This window comes from Rhizobium sp. 01T444, assembly GCF_056398305.1.
In genome coordinates, this window is sequence record NZ_JBFTPD010000004.1 from 41,660 (window position 1) to 58,001 (window position 16,342).

A 16,342-nucleotide genomic window follows, 5' to 3' on the forward strand; every position below is an offset into this window, starting at 1 on the left:
TCAATGGATCGAGGAGATGCTTTTTATTCCACCCAGCCTTTCGTTTCGGTGGTCATTCCGGCCTTCAACGCTTCCGCGTATATTGAGCGCACGCTTCGATCCGCTGTACGCCAGACCTATACCGCCCTGGAGATCATTGTTGTCAATGACGGCTCCACGGATGACACGGCCCAACTTGTCGAGCAGATAGCGATGACGGATTCACGCATCCGCCTCCTGTCCACACCAAACCGCGGTGTCGCTGCCGCAAGGAATACTGGAATCGACGCATCATCAGGTCGATTTGTAGCATTCCTCGACGCCGACGATCTCTGGCACCCGACGAAAATCGAGAAGCAGGTCAACGCTCTCAGTCGCTTATCCCCACAATGGGCCGCGGTCTATGTGCTGCATTATATTATCGATCAGGATGACGAGATCATTGGGCTCGGCGGATCCAAAATCGCAAGGGGCTATATCTATGCCCGGCATCTGAATTTCAAATATATAGGTAACGGAAGCGCGCTTCTCGTGCGACGGGACGTTGCGCTTGAGATCGGTGGGTTTGATAGCTCATACGCAGCAGCAGGTATTGGAGGCTGCGAAGACGTCGATTTCGAACTCAGGCTCGCCGCGCGTTATTGCATGGAAGTCGTTCCCGAACGCCTGGTGGGATACAGAAAATATCCCGGCAACATGTCGTCCAATTACACGCGAATGGCTCAAGGTCTTCTGGAAGTAATCAAGCGCTCGATCGCCGCAAATCCGCAGCTTCCGAGATACGCAGCCAGAAGCGCTATCGCGCTTACTCAAAAATATGCATTCCGGCAGTACAGAAAGGCGGGGAATTTGCACCTGTCAATGGTAACCGCTTGGCGGATTTTTCAAAACCCGCGTTTTATGCTCAGTCTCGTAAGGCAAGCCATCCTGCTTGTCATGAAGCAGCGCCATGCTCCCATGCCAGGAATGGCGCATGGTATGTTGAACAGATCGAAATTCGACGAACAAATCATCCTTTCGCCTGTTGAAGGCGCGGAAGAGACCCCGTCCTCACGACGTCATCTGAGGCGACTGACTGCGGTGGATACCAGGATGAGCGATGAGCGGGTAGACTTCCCCAACGGTGAAATCAACACAAGATCGTGTGACCCCTAATGGCCATCGGGTGGAACGTCGGCTTTGGGCGTGACGTCCACGATGTTCTTGCGATGGAAAATGAAGAGGCCTGCGAGAACGATGATGACGGAGCCTGCCAGAATCTGGCTGTCCGGCAGCTCGCCGAAGAAAACATAGCCAAGCACGATTGCCCAGAGCAGCAGGCTGTATTGAAGCGGCGCAAGCAGGGAGGCCGGGGCAAGCTTCAGCGCGCGCGTGATCATCATATGGGCGCTCCCCGCGACGATGCCTAGCGCCAGCATCGCGACGAAGTCGAGGGCGGACATGGCCCGCCAGTCGCCCACGCTTAGGATTAGACCGGTGACGAGGGCACCGACCGTCTGCCATGTCACAAGCGTGGCGTCACCTGTTTGTCGCAGCCGACGGCCGAGGATCAGCGTCAGCGCGAAGGAAAGGCTGCCGATCAGGCCCAAGATCGACGGCCAGGATAACATCGCCGTCGAGGGTCTCAGCGCTATCACGACGCCGATAAAGCCTATGATGACGGCGAGCCAGCGGCGCCAGCCGATCGTTTCGCCGAGGAAGAAGTGCGAAAGGGCGGCTACATAGATGGGGCCGGCCATGTAGAAGGTCATGACGTCGGCGAGCGGAAGGTAGGCGACCGCGGCATAGAAAAACGCGACATCCCCTGTCGTCAGGATCACCCGCAGGATCTGCAGGGGCACACGCTCGACCTGAAATAGCGAGCGAGGTCCTTGCCTGGCAATCATCGGCGCAAGGATCAGAAAGGAGCCGAGCGAACGGATCACCAGGACCTGACCGACCGCGAAGCTCGCCACCAGCCATTTGCCCATGGCGTCGTTGAGCGAAAACAGGAAATCGCCGAAAAGCATCAGCAGCACGCCGAAGAATACCGTGTTTTCCGCGGTGCGGCTGAYGCGCAAATTCATGATTCGTCCCAATTGGTTAGGCTTTCCTTCTGCCATAGAACTTCATCCTGGCGCCATCGATTGCTGGCAGGCGATTTTCATCACCGATCTCCTATCACGCCGGGGAATTCGACATCTGTCCGGCGCCGTCAACAGCATCGATCTCCGCGACACAGCCGTTAAAGTGATACTTTAAGAACCGGCGAAACAATCGGTATCAATTGTCGGAGCGATCACATTGAAAAGACTGCACACTTCTCCCCTTCCCCACTTGGTCGTCTTGTGGCAATGGTGATACTCAACCTCCATAAAGACATCATGAAAGCGATTTCAGGCACCAATCTCGAGCAGGCCAAGTCACACAACAGGCGTGTCGTGATTGAGGCTATCCGTACCAACGGTCCGCTGTCGCGCGCCGCGATCGCCCGTATGACCGCGCTGACGGCGCAGACGGTCTCGAACATCGTCGAGGAATTGCAGCGTTCTCACCTGCTCGTGCCAGCGAAAGCGCAGAAGCTTGCGCGTGGCCAGCCGATCATTCCCTACTCGATCAACCCGCACGGGGCCTATTCCATCGGCCTCGAACTTGGCCGCCAGCGTGCCAGTGGCGTGCTCACCGATCTCTCGGGCGCTGTCTGTGCACGCATCGAGCGTCATGTCGAACATCCCGATCCCGAACAGGCGATGCCTGTCCTCGGTTCTATTGTCGAGGATCTGCAGCAAGCTTTCTCCTTCGATCGCAACAGGCTGCTCGGTGTCGGCATGGCCTTACCCGGCCGCTATGCGGAGGGAGGGGTCACGTCGCTCAGCCCGCAGAACCTGCCCGGTTGGCAGGACTTCCCAGTCGGCTATGAGCTGGAACGGCGCGTCAAGGTGCCGGTGCTTGTCGAGAATGACGCAACCGCGGCTGCCATCGGCGAGCGCCTGCATGGTGTTGCCCGCGGCTTCAGCAGCTTCGTCTATCTTTTTCTTGCCGGCGGCGGCGGCATCGGCGCCGGCATGTTTCTCGATGGGCACCTCTACAAAGGCAGCCGGCAGAATGCCGGCGAGATTGGCCACATCATCGTCGAGCCGCATGGCCGGCTCTGCAGCTGCGGCAAGCGCGGGTGCCTCGATCGTTACGTGTCGCCGACTGTCGCATATGAATTCATGGGCATTGCGAATGCTGAAGAGCTTTTGCCAGATGAACTCGATGCGCTGATCGCCAAAGGCGGCGAAGGTCTGGATGCCTGGCTGGACCAGGCCGTCCAGCCGCTGCGGCAGACCGTCGATTTTCTGGAACTGGCCTTTGATCCGCAGACCATCGTGCTTGGGGGCAGCATATCGACATCGCTGATGCAGCGGCTCGCCGAGCGGCTGGAGCCGCTGCACATTCCGATCGACCCCAACCAGAAGCGGACCATTCCTCGCGTCATGATCGGCATGACCGGCAAGGATACGGCAATTCTCGGCGCCGCCGCCCTGCCGATATTTTCCGAAACCAATCCGCGCTTCGACGTTCTGCAAAAGCCGCTCGGCTGAGCCGAGGCTCATTGGTCAGGTCGCCGCCACAGCTCCGATCGAAAAGAAGATGTTTACGCAGCGGTCATCGAAAGTATCGATGACCGCCCTATCGGCGCCCTCAGGAGGCAGACGGCCTCGCATCGGCTTGGTGCGGACGACGGGCCAGAGGTCGCGCAAAGATGACCACGTTCCCGAGAAGTGTCAGCGCCAGGCCGATGAGGCCTAGACCGCTCCAGTGGTAACCCTCGAAAACAGTCGATAGCGACAGGGCGACGATTGGGAACAGGACGGTGGCATAGGCAGCGCGTGAGGAGCCGATGCGCGACACCAGCATGAGATAGGTGGTGAAGCCGATCACCGATCCGATCGCCGCGAGATAGAGCAGTGCGGCAAGATAAGTGATGTTGGGCGGCGCCACGATCGGCGTTTTCGTCACGGCAATGAGGAAGAGGAGGATGATCGCGCCATAGGTCATGCCCCAGGCATTGGCGGTCAGCGGTGAGATTCCGGCCGCGCTGTTTCGACGCGATGCCATGTTGCCCAGCGAGAAGAACAGCGTGCCAAGCGCCGCGAGCCCGATCCCTTTCAACGTGCCCATATCGAAATCGACGACAACATCCTGCCCGAAAAGGAGGAGAAGGCCGGTTGCTCCGAGCGCGGCTGCGAGAAGCGTGCGGCCTGTAATGCGGTCGCCAAAGAAGAGGCGTGCATTGACGGCATTGTAGATCGTTGCGAGCGAGAAGATCACGGAGATCAGTCCGGACGGGATAGAGGCGGCTGCGTTGTAGAAGCAGATGAAATTGAGGCTGAACAGGCAGAGCGCTTGCGCAAGAATGAAAGGCTGATCGCGCAAGGCGGGGAGCTTGAGCCGCCGCATGACGGCCAGGATGGTGACGAGGATCATCGCTGCGACCGCAAATCTGTAAAAGACCGAGACCAAGACCGACACGGGGCCGACCTGCATCGCAATGGCGATCCATGTCGTCCCCCGTATAAGGACGGTCGCGATGAAGAGAGCGGCATTTGCCATGGAGTGATCCTCGTTTTCCCGACCGATAGGCGAACCGTGAGCAGGCCTCTTGCAGATTCTTGCTATGAAATCGATCTGCCCGGACTTCCGGCTCGCCATGCGGGTCGTCCGCCGGTATTATTCACACGGCATGGTCAGGTGTGGGGAAGAATTGGTGAAATATAATCACCCCTCGGTTTTCAGGTTTTTGTCCGCATCTCCCACTGCGCGGATGTCACAGTCTATCGATTTGGGGTTCGGGCGATCAGCTGCCATCTGGAGCAATGCACACGACAGGATGAGCTATCAGCGGCCGAACGGTCATACGTTCAGTCTTTATCTGAGGGGTGGCGCGGGAACGCGTCGCCTGGATGGCAGCCCCGCCGCGCGCGGCCGGCCGGGAGTCCTGTGCATCATGCCACAGGAGCACTCGTCCGAATGGGAAATCTCCGACTTCTCCCAATTCGTCCATCTGTATGTTCCCGATGATCAGATGCGCCGGATGTTTGCGGAGACGTTTGACCGCGATGCTCGGCTTATGGCCCTTCCCGAAGTGACCTTCGCAGATGCACCCGCCTTGGCGCGTACGCTTCTTCAGATGACGAAAGCGATGGTGGCGGGCAGCCATCTGCAGGCTGAAGAAGCGATGACACAGACGATCAACGATTTCTTCGTTGATCCGCGTTATGGAGGGATGCGTCCCTGCACGATCAGCGGCGGGCTCGCTCCTCATGTGCGGCGCCGGAGTCTGGAGTATATCGAGGCCCATCTCGATGAGGCAATCCGCTTGCAGGATCTGGCGGCGATCGGGCAGCTCAGCGCCTTTCATTTTCAGCGGATGTTCCGAGCAAGTTATGGTGTGTCCCCGCATGGCTGGGTGGCCCACCGGCGTGTCGAGCGCGCCAAATCGTTGCTGTGCGGCACGGACCCAATCGTGCAGATCGCTTCGGCCTGCGGTTTCAGCAGCCAGAGCCACATGACACGGGCATTTAAGCTGGGCACAGGCGTCACACCCTCTGCCTACCGGCAACGACAGTGAAGTCCCTTCGCTTGACAAGTGTTCGTTGTGGCGAGACGGCAGCCTTGATCTCTGACGGATAACGCCGGCGCTGGTACTTCCGCTGTTTTCGGCCGGGTACCCATAGCTATCGACGCGGATGCCTGCGCACTTCTCTTTTCCGAAACCAATCCGCGCCTCGACGCCTGCAAAAGCCGCTCGGCTAAACCGAGCGCTCTTCGGCCTTCCAGACCTCACTTCACCGCGATGACGACCTTGCCTTTCGCGCGGCCCGTTTCCACATAGTCCAGCGCCTCGTTGGTTTTCTCGAACGGGAAGACCCGATCGATGACGGGGCGAATGGCGCCTGTCTCTATCAGCGAGGTGATCTTGCCGAGCTGAGCGCCGTTTGCGGTCATGAAGAGGAAAGAATAGCCGATCCCCCGGCGTTTTGCTTTTCGCCTAATGCCGAAGCTCAAAAGGCGCATGACTTGCTGCAGCAGCCAGCCCGAGCCGTTCTCCTTGGCGAAATCGGGATCGGGCGGACCTGATATCGAGATCAGCCTGCCGCCCGGCTTCAGGACGGCGAGCGACTTTTCCAGCGTATCCTTGCCGAGGCTGTTCAGCACGACGTCATAGCCCTTCAGCACCTTTTCGAAGTCGTCCTTCTTGTAATCGACCACCACGTCGGCGCCGAGGCTTTTCACCAGATCGATGTTTGCCGTGCTCGTGGTCGTCGCAACATGGGCGCCGAGATGTTTGGCAAGCTGGATGGCAACCGTGCCGACGCCGCCGGAGCCCGCATGGATCAGTATCCTCTGTCCCTTCTGCAGTTTGGCACGCTCGACCAGAACCTGCCATGCGGTCAGCGCCACCAGCGGAATCGACGCGGCCTCTTCCATGTTGAGATTGGCGGGCTTCAGTGCGACATCGGCCGCATCGATGGCGATATACTCGGCGAACGTCCCGATGCGATCCTGGCCAGGCCGCGCGTAAACCTCGTCGCCCGGCTTGAACTGCCGGACATTCGCCCCGACCCGGACCACGACGCCCGCGACATCATTGCCGAGCACCAGCGGAAGCCGATAGGGCAGAATGAGCTTGAATTCCCCGTCCCGGATCTTGGCATCCAGCAGGTTCACGCTGACGGCATGGATCTCGACCATCACGTCGTTTTCATGCAGTTGCGGTTCGGGGCTGTCGCCGAGCCTGAGGGCGCCGCCTTTCTTGTAGCGATCGATCAGAAATGCTTTCATTGGACGAACTTTCGTTTCTGTGGTGAGCCGACACAGCGACAAGGCAGGCTCAGTCGGGAAGCTTGTTGAATTTCCTGAGGTTCCTGTCGACGAAGGACTCGGGCAGAAAGCGGCGGATAAAGCGCACCTGTCCGGCGGCTTTTCCGGCCGTGTAGCGTCTCTTTGGCGATGGCGCATTGGCGGCTCGGACGACAGTTGCGGCCACCACCTCGGGTGCATCGCCCTTCGAGACGATTTCGCGCATCAGCTTTTCGGCGTCGGCGCGTACCGCATCATAGATGGCAAGCGGACGGTCCGGCCGCGTGATGTTCTCCTCGAAGGAGGTACGGGTGACGCCCGGTTCGACGAGCACCACACGGATGCCTTGCGTGCGCACTTCGTGGTCGAGGGATTCCGAGTAGCCTTCGACCGCGTGCTTGGTCGCTGCGTACAGCGCGTTGAAGGGCGCCGGGATCAGCCCGAGGATCGAGCTCAGGTTGACGATCCGGCCGCTGCGTTGCCGCCGCATCACCGGCAGTACCGCATTCGTCATCCGTATGGTGCCGAAGACGTTGACGTCGAATACGGATTTCGCCTGTGCCGTCGTCGATTCCTCGGCGCCACCAAGCAGGCCGATCCCGGCATTGTTGACGAGAAGATCGATCCGCCCTGCCCGGCTCAGAACCTCGTCAACGACGCCCTGCACGGATTGATCGTCGATGACATCGCAGATCAGCATCGTGATCCCGTCGGCGGTATCGGGCATCGACCTTCGGCTGGTGCCGAACACACGGTAACCGTCGCGCCGCAGCGCTTTCGCCGTCACCAGCCCGATGCCGGAGGACGCCCCGGTGACCAGGGCAATGCCGCGTTCTCTCTTGCTCATCTCTGCCTTCGTTTTGTCATGGAACATCGATGCGCATTCTGTTACTATTAAATTGATAGCAAGTCACTACTAAAAAGATATCGACATGAAAAAACTCTCGGATCAGCCCTGCCTTATCGCCCGCAGCCTGGCGCTCGTGGGCGATGCGTGGAGCATGCTGATCATGCGCGACGCCCATGCCGGGTTGACCCGTTTTGATGATTTTCGAAAAAGCCTCGGCATTGCCCCGACGATGCTGACGGGGCGGCTGTCATCGCTGACGGAGGAAGGGCTGCTGGAAAAACGTCGCTATTCCGAGCGCCCGCCGCGCGACGAATATGTGCTGACAGAGGCCGGCCGCGACTTTTTACCAGTTCTGTTTGCGATCGGCGCATGGGGCCGCAAGCACCGCGGCGGCGGCGAAGTCACCCGCTTCTTCGATGCTGAAACCGGAACCGAGATCGATCCCGTCACCATCGATCGCGCAACCGGCGCTCCTGTTGGAACCCGCCCCATTCGCATTGCCGAACCCGGATGCGCCGCTCCACCGCAGGATTAACAGGACTGACTGCCGACGCAGGCTTGCTTCGGTGGGTCTGCGACGCTCAAGCTCGCAGCTTGAGAGCAATGTCCGTATCCATTGCCATCACCGTCTCCGGTGATGGCAAAAATGATCCTCAATCCTAACCCGAGCTTACGACTGCTGCAGCCCGTAGAGCAGCGGCATCAGCCCAGCGAGCGCCCTGAAACGCTCCCACGACTTGGACGACGGTTTCGTCCAGCCCGTTTCGGCAAGCGCGGACAGGCGAGGAAAGACCAGCCGATCGAAGACGGCGCGATCGGTCATCGGTTCGGACCAGATGCAGGCCTGAATGCCGCGAAGTTTCTGCTTTTGGGTTTCCGTCCAGCCGCCGACCGGGTCGAACGTATAGATCTTCTCAGCATCCGACGTGCCGGCCCAACTGGCGCCCGGCTCATCCCAGTCGGGCCGCAGCGCCATGTCGAGATAATAGACCTGCCCCGGGCAGACGACGATCTCATAGCCACGATTGGCAAGTTCGGCCGCGACTTCGACATTACGCCAGCTGCAAAGATAGCTCTTCGATTTGTCGATGACGTCGCCATGCGCCGCTTCTTCCCAGCCGCCGGTAATGCAGCCCTTGGAGGCGAGGAAGTTCTGAATGCGCTTCAGGAACTCTGCCTGCAGGAAGGCCGCACCCGAACCATGGATATCATCAGCGCCATGCGTATTGGTGATGACGTTCAGGCGCTTGGCATGCGCATCGGCAACCTCATCACCGGCGAGGGAACGCAGCTCCAAGAGCGCCTCCGGCGAGCCCGACCATGCGCCGAGCGGCACTTCGTCGGCGCCGATGTGGATGGTCTTGAAGGGGAAAAGCTCGATGAGTTCCGAAAAGATCGTTTCGATGACCTCATAGGTCTTTTCTCGGGCGGGATTGATGCAATTGTCCGGGAAGCCCTGAACCGAATAGTAGCTGCCGGCCTCTTGCGGATCGCGCAGTTCCGGTACGGCCTGCAGCATGGCGTAGCAATGGCCTGGTATGTCGATCTCCGGCACGATTTCGATGCCGAACCCTTGTGCGTAGGCGACAATCTCGCGAATGGCAGCCTTGGTATAGTAGCCGCCGGTGCGGGCCGGGCTGGAGCCGAGCAGCGGCGGCAGGGCAAGACCGTGACCGCGCCACGCACCGATTTCGGTCAGTGCCGGATAGGCATCGATCTCGACGCGCCAAGCTTCGTCATCGGAGAGGTGCCAATGGAAACGGTTGAGCTTGTTCCAAGCTAGCACCGCCATCAGCTTCTTGATTTCTGCCTCGCTATAGAACTGGCGGGCAACATCGAGATGCAGCCCGCGCCAGCCCATCGACGGCTCATCCACAATCTCGCCCGAGGCGGGGAACTGGAAGGTTCTCGGATGCAGGCGCGCACCGCGCCAGATCTGCCCGAGCGTCACAAGGCCGTAGAGAAAACCGGCGCGACTGCTCGCCTCGATGGTGATCGCCTCGCCTTCGAAGCTCAGCCGATAGGCTTCGGGGCCGAAACCGGCAGTCTTCTTCAAGCTGACGCTTGAAGCGCCTTCCGCGGCAGTGCGGATGATGCCTTCGACAGCGAAGAGATGGTCGACCAGCGCCTTGAAGCTGTCGGCAGCCGCTTTTGCGTCCGGATCGTCGGCCTGCAGCGAAAACCCGGCCGGCAAGGGCTGGCGCGAGCCGACGGCGACGTGGTTCGGCCAGGGAATGATTGAAACCTGAACGGGCACAGTGGCAGGTACCGGAAAGATCTCCGCGCCACGCTTCAATGGTGCATTGCTGGCGGAAGACCGCGTCGGCTCGAGCCCAAGCGAAACTGTGCTGCCGTCGGCAAAGGCCAGATAGGCGCTCGTTGCACCATCCGTCCAATGACGGAACTGCCAGCTCAATGCATGGACGGAAATCGTCCAGGTCTCGCCCCTATCGAGAACGAAGCCTTCCGGAGGATGAAATTCGGTGAAATTTGACAGCCTTTTTGAAACCGTCGCACCCTCGACGCGACCGGCGGGATCGACCCGCCCGGGGCCGCTGACGCAGAGTGAGAAGCCGGATAGCGGCTCGGCGTTGAGGTTCTTGAGCTGCAGGACATAGGAAAAATCCTTGCCCTCGGCCGGCGGATTCCAGACTGTTTCGAGCCGCAGGGCCTGAGGTCGCGGTGTGGACATGATCGTTTCTTTCTATTCGTATTGTCGAAATCAGGACTTCAGCATGCCGGCATAGATGCCGGGAGCGGAATCGGGGATCGCAGTTGCGCCGACGGCTTTTTCGTAGAAGGCGGACGGGCCGACATCCCCGATGATCGCGTAGCCATAGCCCATGGTTTTCAGGTCATTGAGGCTGGCAAAGAGCAGCGCCCTGCCGATGCCAAGCCCGCGCAGGCTCTCGTCGACACCGGTCGGTCCGAAGAAGTCTGGCGCGGTCGCCTCGTGGCAGGAAAAGCCGACAAGCTTGCCTTCGCGCGTGGCGATGAAACAGGTCGGCGGTTGGCGCGTAATCGCAACCGTTGCCTCGCTTGCCCAGGCTTCGCCGAAATGCTCGTCGATCCAGCGGACAATCAGCTTCAGTTCGGGCGGCAGTGCCCGGCGGATGGTGACACCTGCCTTTGCCATGGCCTCGGGTGACTTTGTGTCCTGCGGAAGGGTCGACAGGTTGACGAGATAATCCATGAAAGACGTCCTGTTAGCTCGGCGCGCCGAGCGCGCGCATGAAATGATTGGGACCGATCTGCTCGATCACGGTGGATTCCGGGCGGCTGAGTGACCGGACGCGCTCTGCCTGTTCGAGGAAGCGCGCGCTGCCGCCGGTCACGAAGGGCCGTCCGCCGTCAGGCACTGCGGAGAGCAGCAACTGGGTATAGGGATGACGCGGACTGGAGAGCACCGTTTCGGTGTCGCCCCATTCGACCATCTGACCGGCAAACATCACGACGATCTCCTCGGCCACGTGCGCCGCCGTCGCGATGTCATGGGTGATATAGAGCATCGCCAGTTCGTTCTCCTGCTTCACCCGGGCGAGCAGATCGAGAATATCCTTGCGGATGGAAACATCGAGCATCGAGGTCGGCTCGTCAGCGACAAGCACGCTTGGCGACACCGCAAGTGCCCGGGCAATGTTGACGCGCTGCCGCTGGCCGCCAGAGAGTTCGTGCGGAAACTTCTGTTTGGAGAGTGCTGGGTCAAGGCCGACGCTTTCCAGCAATCCCGTGATGCCATTCTCAAGGGCGCTCCGCGACGTGTTCTGGCTGTGAAGCTGCAGCGGCCGGGAAAGATGATGGCCGACGGTGAAGGCCGGGTTGAGCGACGAGAACGGATCCTGAAAGACCATCTGCACGTCCTTGCGATAGAGACGCTCGTCTTTTGCCGTTCCCTGAGCGGTCAGATCCTGCCCGTGAAAGAACAGCTTGCCGCCGGTCGGCCGATCGAGACGCGCGATGATGCGGGCGCAGGTCGTCTTGCCGCAGCCGGATTCGCCAACAAGTGCCAGCGCGCGGCCGGGAAAGAGCGAGAAGGAGACGTCCTTCAGCGCATGCACCGGGCCGAACTGGCGCCTGATCTCCTCAAGCCGTATGACGGCTCCGGCCGGGGACGGATGTGCCTCGGGCTTCATGCCAATGCTCCTGAAAGATGGGGCTTGCTCGGAAGTTGGGGAATGGCGTTCCAGAGCTTGCGCGTATGGTCGTGCAGCGGCGCCTGGCTGACCTGCCTGACATCGCCGACTTCGACCAGTTCGCCCTTCAGCATGATGCCGATACGCTGGCAAAGCTGCGCCATCAGATGCAGGTCGTGGGTGATGAACAGTACCGAGAAACCGTAAGTCCGCTGCAGATCGACGACCTGTTCGAGGATCTCGCGCTGCACGACGACATCGAGTGCCGTCGTCGGCTCGTCCATGATGATGAGCTCCGGCCTCAGCGCCAGGCAGATGGCGATGACGATGCGCTGGCGCATGCCGCCGGAAAACTGGTGCGGATAATCGCTGATGCGCTGCGGCGGTATGCCGACGAGCCGGAACATCTCCTCGCCGCGCGCCCGTGACTCCTGGCGCGAGCAGCCGGTGTGCCGGTAGAGCACATCGTGGAACTGTGCCTCAACGCGCATCAAAGGATTGAGCGAGTTCATGGCGCTCTGAAAGACCATGCCGATGCGCTTCCAGCGGATCCTCTGCAGCTCCCGCTCCGGCATTTTGAGAAGATCCTGCCCGTCCATCCGGATGCTGCCGCCGCTGATCCAGGCCGGGGCCTTGGAAAGCCGCGTGATGGCATAGGCGATGGTGCTCTTGCCGCAGCCGGATTCGCCCGCCAGCCCGAAGATCTCGCCTCGACCGATACTGAACGACACATCCTTGACGGCGCGGAACTCGCCCTTGTCGAGCAGGTAGTCGACGTTGAGCTTTTCGATTTCCAGCAGATTGTCGCTCATCGGCCGGCCTCCAGTTGACGGTTGCGGGCTCGGGTCAGGCGGAACCAGCGCGACAGCGCCGGCCCGGAGCGAAGCTGCGGATTGGCGATCTCGTCGAAGGTGAAATTGAGCAGTGCGAGGCCAAGGCCCGTCACGGCAATGCCGACCGCCGGGACACCGACATCCCACCAGGCGCCGACCATGATCGCCGAAGCGTTCTGGGCATTATAGAGCATGGTGCCCCAGGACACTTTCAGCGGATCGCCGAATCCGAGATATTCGAGCGTCGTCTGCGCGACGATCGCATAGATGATGCTGCCGACAAGGTTGATACCGATCAGCGGTGTGAGGTTCGGCAGGATCTCCACGAAGATGATCCGCCAGGCGGGCTCGCCGATCATTTTCGATGCGGTGACGAAATCGCGATTGCGCAGCGCCATCGTCTGCGACCGTGTCATACGGGCACCCCATGGCCACGAGGTCAGCGCGATGATCGTCATAATTGTCATCGGCCCGACCGTGCCGGCAAAAGAAGCAAGCAGGATCAAGAGCGGCATGTTCGGAACAACGAGTACCGCGTTCGTTGCGAGATCGAGGGCGGCATCCGTCTTGCCGCCGACATAGCCTGCGACGAGGCCGATGGCGGTGCCGATTACGGTGATTGCGATGCCCGTTGCAAAACCGACGGTGAGCGAACTGCGCGCACCCCAGACGAACTGGCGATAGACGTCGCGGCCCATCTTCGTCGTGCCGAGCACATGCTCGATGGACGGAGGCTGGTGAGAGCGACCGACACGGGCGCCGGGTTCGCCGGGCGCAATGATCGGTGCAGATAGCGCCATGAGCCAGAGAGCGACTACAATGATGAGGCCGGCGACGGCCTTCTTCTGGCGAAGGATGGATCTCAGCGTGAAGCCCATTACACAGCATCCCGCAGTCGGGGGTCGATAAACCCGTAAATGATGTCGACGAGGAAGTTGGCCCCGAGCGTTGCGAGCGTCATCAGAAGCAGCTGCCCCTGGATGACCGGATAATCGCGGGCAATGCTCGCCGTATAGAGCGTCAGGCCGAGCCCCGGATAATTGAAGACGATCTCGGTCACGATCGAACCGCCGAAAACAGCGCCAAGCATGAGGGCAAGGTTTGTCAGGACAGGAAGCATGGCGTTGCGCGCGCCATAGCCGAACATCACGTTAAGATGACTGAGACCCTTGGCGCGGGCCATCGTTACATAGTCCTCGCCGAGGATCGAGATCATCGACGAACGCATGGTCGTCTGGAATTCACCGATCAGGAAAGGCGACAGCGTCAGTACCGGCAGGATGGCATGCATGAAGACGCTACCGGCAAAGGTGAAGTTGAACGCAGGATCGAGATTCGGGTCATAGGCGTAACCGACCGGAAACCAGCGCAGCGAGACGCCGAAGACGAAAAGCGTCGTCAGCGCGATGATGACAGGCGGAACCGAAATCATGATGACCGATAGTGGCGAGACGATCGTGTCGAAGCGGCCACCGCGCCGCCACGCTGAGACCGCGCCAAGCACGACGCCGATGCAGAGCGAAAAGATGATGGCGGTCACGACGAGGAAAACGGTCCAGATGGTCGAGCGGGCGAGAACCTGGACGACGGTCTGGGGATAATATTTGACCGAGACGCCGAGATCGAAACTCGCAAGCCCCTTCAGATAATCGACGAATTGCAGAAGCATCGGCTGATCGACGGCGCCGAAGCGAACCTTGATCGCCTCGACGGCTGCGGGTGTGGCCCGCGGGCCGAGCTGAGCGACCATCGCATCGACKGGTGTCCCCGGCATGAGCCGGGGAAGAATGAAATTCATCACGATGGCGAACGCCAGGGCGACCGCATAGACGCCGAGGCGCCGTCCGGAAACACGCATATCCCTTGCCTCGCCGGTCTTATTGGACCGGCTTCAGGCGCAGGAGATGCATAAGGCGCATCCGGTTGTTGTCATGATCTTCCGGGTTCATGACCGGATCCTTGTCGGTCACCCAGCCGGTGAAACGCTTGCTCGAAAACTGATACCAGGTCGGTCCGTTGAAGACAGGCACGACCGGGAAGTCRTCGGCAACCAGCAGCTGRATATCGTTGAAGATCTTCTTGTGATCMTCRTCCGAYGTCGCCTTCAGATACTGATCGAAAAGCGCATCGAGTTTCGGGTTCGAGTAGCGCGAGGGAGCGCCGGTAATGCGCCCGCCATAGGCGGTCGAGAGGTTCTGGTAATAGCCGCGGAAAGGTGTGGCGCCATCGGCGCGCGAGTTCATGACGACCTCGAAGCTGCCATCGAGAATCTGCTTGCGCCATTGTTCGTATTCGGGAGTGGCAACCGAGGCATTGATGCCGGCCGCACGCAGGCCTTCAACGGCGATCTGCACGGCGTCGATCCAGTCCGTCCAGCCGTTTGGGACGGTGATCGGAAAAGTGATCGGCTTGCCGCTGGGGGTCGTGCGGAAACCGTCCGCACCCTTCTTGTAACCGGCATCGTCGAGGATCTTGTTGGCCTTGTCGGTATCCAGGCCCATGAAGGCGTCCTTGTCGCCTTCAGCCGCCTTGTTGCTCCAGCCTTCAAAACGCGGCGGCAGACCGGAGGCGTGCTCGTTGACAACAGGATAACCGAAGCCGGCAATATCGACCATCGACTTGCGGTCCATGGCAAGGCTGAAGGCGTGGCGGAAGTTGAGGTCCTTATAGGCTTCCAGATTGCCCTCGTCCTTGGTCTTGAAGTTCATCTGGAAGGCAACGGTCTCGGCCGGCGGCTGCCAATAGCCGTTATGTTCGGCGTCGAGCGCCACGAATGTCTTGTCGATCTCGGGAATGAAGGAGCCGATCCAGTCCATATTGCCCTCGGGCAGGATCGCGAGCATCTGGTCGTTGCCGGAAATCTGCGGCAGGCGCAGGCAATCGACACGCAAAAAGGCTGCATCCCAATAGTTCGGGTTGCGGCACTGCTCATAAACTTGTGGTGTGAAGCGGCGCACTTCCGTCATCGGACCGGAGCCAACCGGCTTCTCGTTTTTGAATGCCACGGGATCGGAAACATCCTTCCAGACATGCTCGGGAACGACGGCGAGGTCGGCCAGCGATTCGGGGAAGTCGGAATTGACGGCCTTGAGCTTGATTGTCACCTCGGTCGGCGAAGGCGCCTCGACGGATGCCACGGTTTCGCCGACACCAACGGTATCGAGCGCGGCATTCTTCAGCATCAGATCGATCGTATATTTGACGTCCGCCGATGTCAGCGGCTGGCCGTCCGACCATTTCACGCCCGGGCGCAGTTCATAGGTGATCGACTTCATGTCGTCGGAAAACTTGTAGTTCGTGGCAAGGCGCCAGACCGGCTTGCCACCGTCCTGTGCGTTGAAGATGACGAGCGGCTCATAGATGAAATCCATGGTGCTCTGCCGGCGGCCGGCAAGGTCGAATGGATTGAAGTTCTGCACCCAGCTCGTCTGCTCTTCGATATGCATCGTCAGAACGGCTTCGGCGGCCGAAACAGCCGATGCGCCAAACGCCATCACCGCCGTCAAGGCGGTCGCCGCCGCCCAGCCGGCACGCGCGGAAACACTGCGGATTACGCTCTTATCCAGTCCCATTTTTACGTTCCCTTGCTTGTTATTTTTTAGATTCAATCAAATTGATTTAATCAAGCTAACGCAAGATTTCCGATCCGGTCAATCGGGTGGAAACTAAAATTTCGGCTCCAACATTTGAACTTGATCGCGTCGGCGCAGATGCCGACA

At 60.0% G+C, this 16,342-nt stretch carries 15 protein-coding genes; 4 read left to right on the plus strand and 11 right to left on the minus strand.

Annotated features, from left to right (window positions below):
* The first annotated feature begins 3 nt into the window (after positions 1 to 3).
* Positions 4 to 1,134, plus strand: coding sequence for a glycosyltransferase family 2 protein (locus AC1DTN_RS08565; RefSeq protein WP_477920425.1), 1,131 nt, complete (start codon positions 4 to 6; stop codon positions 1,132 to 1,134).
* Here AC1DTN_RS08565 and AC1DTN_RS08570 read toward each other — a convergent pair.
* A complete protein-coding gene (locus AC1DTN_RS08570; RefSeq protein ID WP_477920427.1) occupies positions 1,131 to 2,045 on the minus strand; it encodes a DMT family transporter in 915 nt (304 codons plus the stop codon). The two genes, AC1DTN_RS08565 and AC1DTN_RS08570, sit on opposite strands and share 4 nt — an antisense overlap.
* Positions 2,046 to 2,342: 297 nt before the next feature.
* Here AC1DTN_RS08570 and AC1DTN_RS08575 point away from each other — a divergent pair, with 297 nt between their 5' ends.
* A complete protein-coding gene (locus tag AC1DTN_RS08575) occupies positions 2,343 to 3,545 on the plus strand; it encodes an ROK family transcriptional regulator (RefSeq protein ID WP_113320012.1) in 1,203 nt (400 codons plus the stop codon).
* Between the two features lie 100 nt (positions 3,546 to 3,645).
* On the opposite strand, the gene AC1DTN_RS08580 is transcribed toward AC1DTN_RS08575, so the two are convergent.
* Complete coding sequence (locus tag AC1DTN_RS08580; RefSeq protein WP_477920429.1) at positions 3,646 to 4,557, minus strand: DMT family transporter; 912 nt, start codon at positions 4,555 to 4,557, stop codon at positions 3,646 to 3,648.
* A 130-nt stretch (positions 4,558 to 4,687) separates the two neighbouring features.
* Here AC1DTN_RS08580 and AC1DTN_RS08585 point away from each other — a divergent pair, with 130 nt between their 5' ends.
* Positions 4,688 to 5,575, plus strand: coding sequence for a helix-turn-helix domain-containing protein (locus tag AC1DTN_RS08585; protein ID WP_477920664.1), 888 nt, complete (start codon positions 4,688 to 4,690; stop codon positions 5,573 to 5,575).
* A gap of 212 nt (positions 5,576 to 5,787) precedes the next feature.
* On the opposite strand, the gene AC1DTN_RS08590 is transcribed toward AC1DTN_RS08585, so the two are convergent.
* Together AC1DTN_RS08590 and AC1DTN_RS08595 are read right to left on the minus strand one after the other, a co-directional pair.
* Entirely contained in the window at positions 5,788 to 6,789 is a 1,002-nt protein-coding gene (locus AC1DTN_RS08590) for an NADP-dependent oxidoreductase (RefSeq protein ID WP_477920431.1), read from the minus strand.
* 49 nt (positions 6,790 to 6,838) lie between these two features.
* Entirely contained in the window at positions 6,839 to 7,654 is an 816-nt protein-coding gene (locus tag AC1DTN_RS08595; protein ID WP_477920433.1) for an oxidoreductase, read from the minus strand.
* Between the two features lie 85 nt (positions 7,655 to 7,739).
* Here AC1DTN_RS08595 and AC1DTN_RS08600 point away from each other — a divergent pair, with 85 nt between their 5' ends.
* Positions 7,740 to 8,192: a winged helix-turn-helix transcriptional regulator gene (locus AC1DTN_RS08600; protein WP_477920434.1), complete on the plus strand. Its 453-nt coding sequence runs from the start codon at positions 7,740 to 7,742 to the stop codon at positions 8,190 to 8,192.
* Positions 8,193 to 8,327: 135 nt separating this feature from the next.
* Here the strand turns inward: AC1DTN_RS08600 and AC1DTN_RS08605 are convergent, their stop codons facing one another.
* The 7 genes from AC1DTN_RS08605 to AC1DTN_RS08635 are packed head-to-tail and all read right to left on the minus strand — an operon-like array spanning position 8,328 to position 16,195.
* Entirely contained in the window at positions 8,328 to 10,349 is a 2,022-nt protein-coding gene (locus AC1DTN_RS08605; protein WP_442206685.1) for a beta-N-acetylhexosaminidase, read from the minus strand.
* Positions 10,350 to 10,379: 30 nt separating this feature from the next.
* The gene (locus AC1DTN_RS08610) at positions 10,380 to 10,850 is read right to left on the minus strand and encodes a GNAT family N-acetyltransferase (protein ID WP_477920437.1); all 471 of its coding nucleotides are present in this window, start codon (positions 10,848 to 10,850) and stop codon (positions 10,380 to 10,382) included.
* A gap of 13 nt (positions 10,851 to 10,863) precedes the next feature.
* Entirely contained in the window at positions 10,864 to 11,790 is a 927-nt protein-coding gene (locus AC1DTN_RS08615) for an ABC transporter ATP-binding protein (protein ID WP_477920439.1), read from the minus strand.
* The gene (locus AC1DTN_RS08620; RefSeq protein ID WP_477920440.1) at positions 11,787 to 12,602 is read right to left on the minus strand and encodes an ABC transporter ATP-binding protein; all 816 of its coding nucleotides are present in this window, start codon (positions 12,600 to 12,602) and stop codon (positions 11,787 to 11,789) included. The genes AC1DTN_RS08615 and AC1DTN_RS08620 overlap by 4 nt, the downstream gene beginning before the upstream one ends.
* On the minus strand, positions 12,599 to 13,501 hold the full coding sequence (locus AC1DTN_RS08625) for an ABC transporter permease (protein ID WP_037096740.1): 903 nt from the start codon (positions 13,499 to 13,501) through the stop codon (positions 12,599 to 12,601). The genes AC1DTN_RS08620 and AC1DTN_RS08625 overlap by 4 nt, the downstream gene beginning before the upstream one ends.
* A complete protein-coding gene (locus AC1DTN_RS08630; RefSeq protein ID WP_477920441.1) occupies positions 13,501 to 14,481 on the minus strand; it encodes an ABC transporter permease in 981 nt (326 codons plus the stop codon). The genes AC1DTN_RS08625 and AC1DTN_RS08630 overlap by 1 nt, the downstream gene beginning before the upstream one ends.
* A 19-nt stretch (positions 14,482 to 14,500) precedes the next feature.
* Positions 14,501 to 16,195 carry an ABC transporter substrate-binding protein gene (locus tag AC1DTN_RS08635; RefSeq protein ID WP_477920442.1) on the minus strand — a complete coding sequence of 565 codons (1,695 nt, stop codon included), beginning with the start codon at positions 16,193 to 16,195 and terminating at the stop codon, positions 14,501 to 14,503.
* Between the last annotated feature and the right edge of the window lie 147 nt (positions 16,196 to 16,342).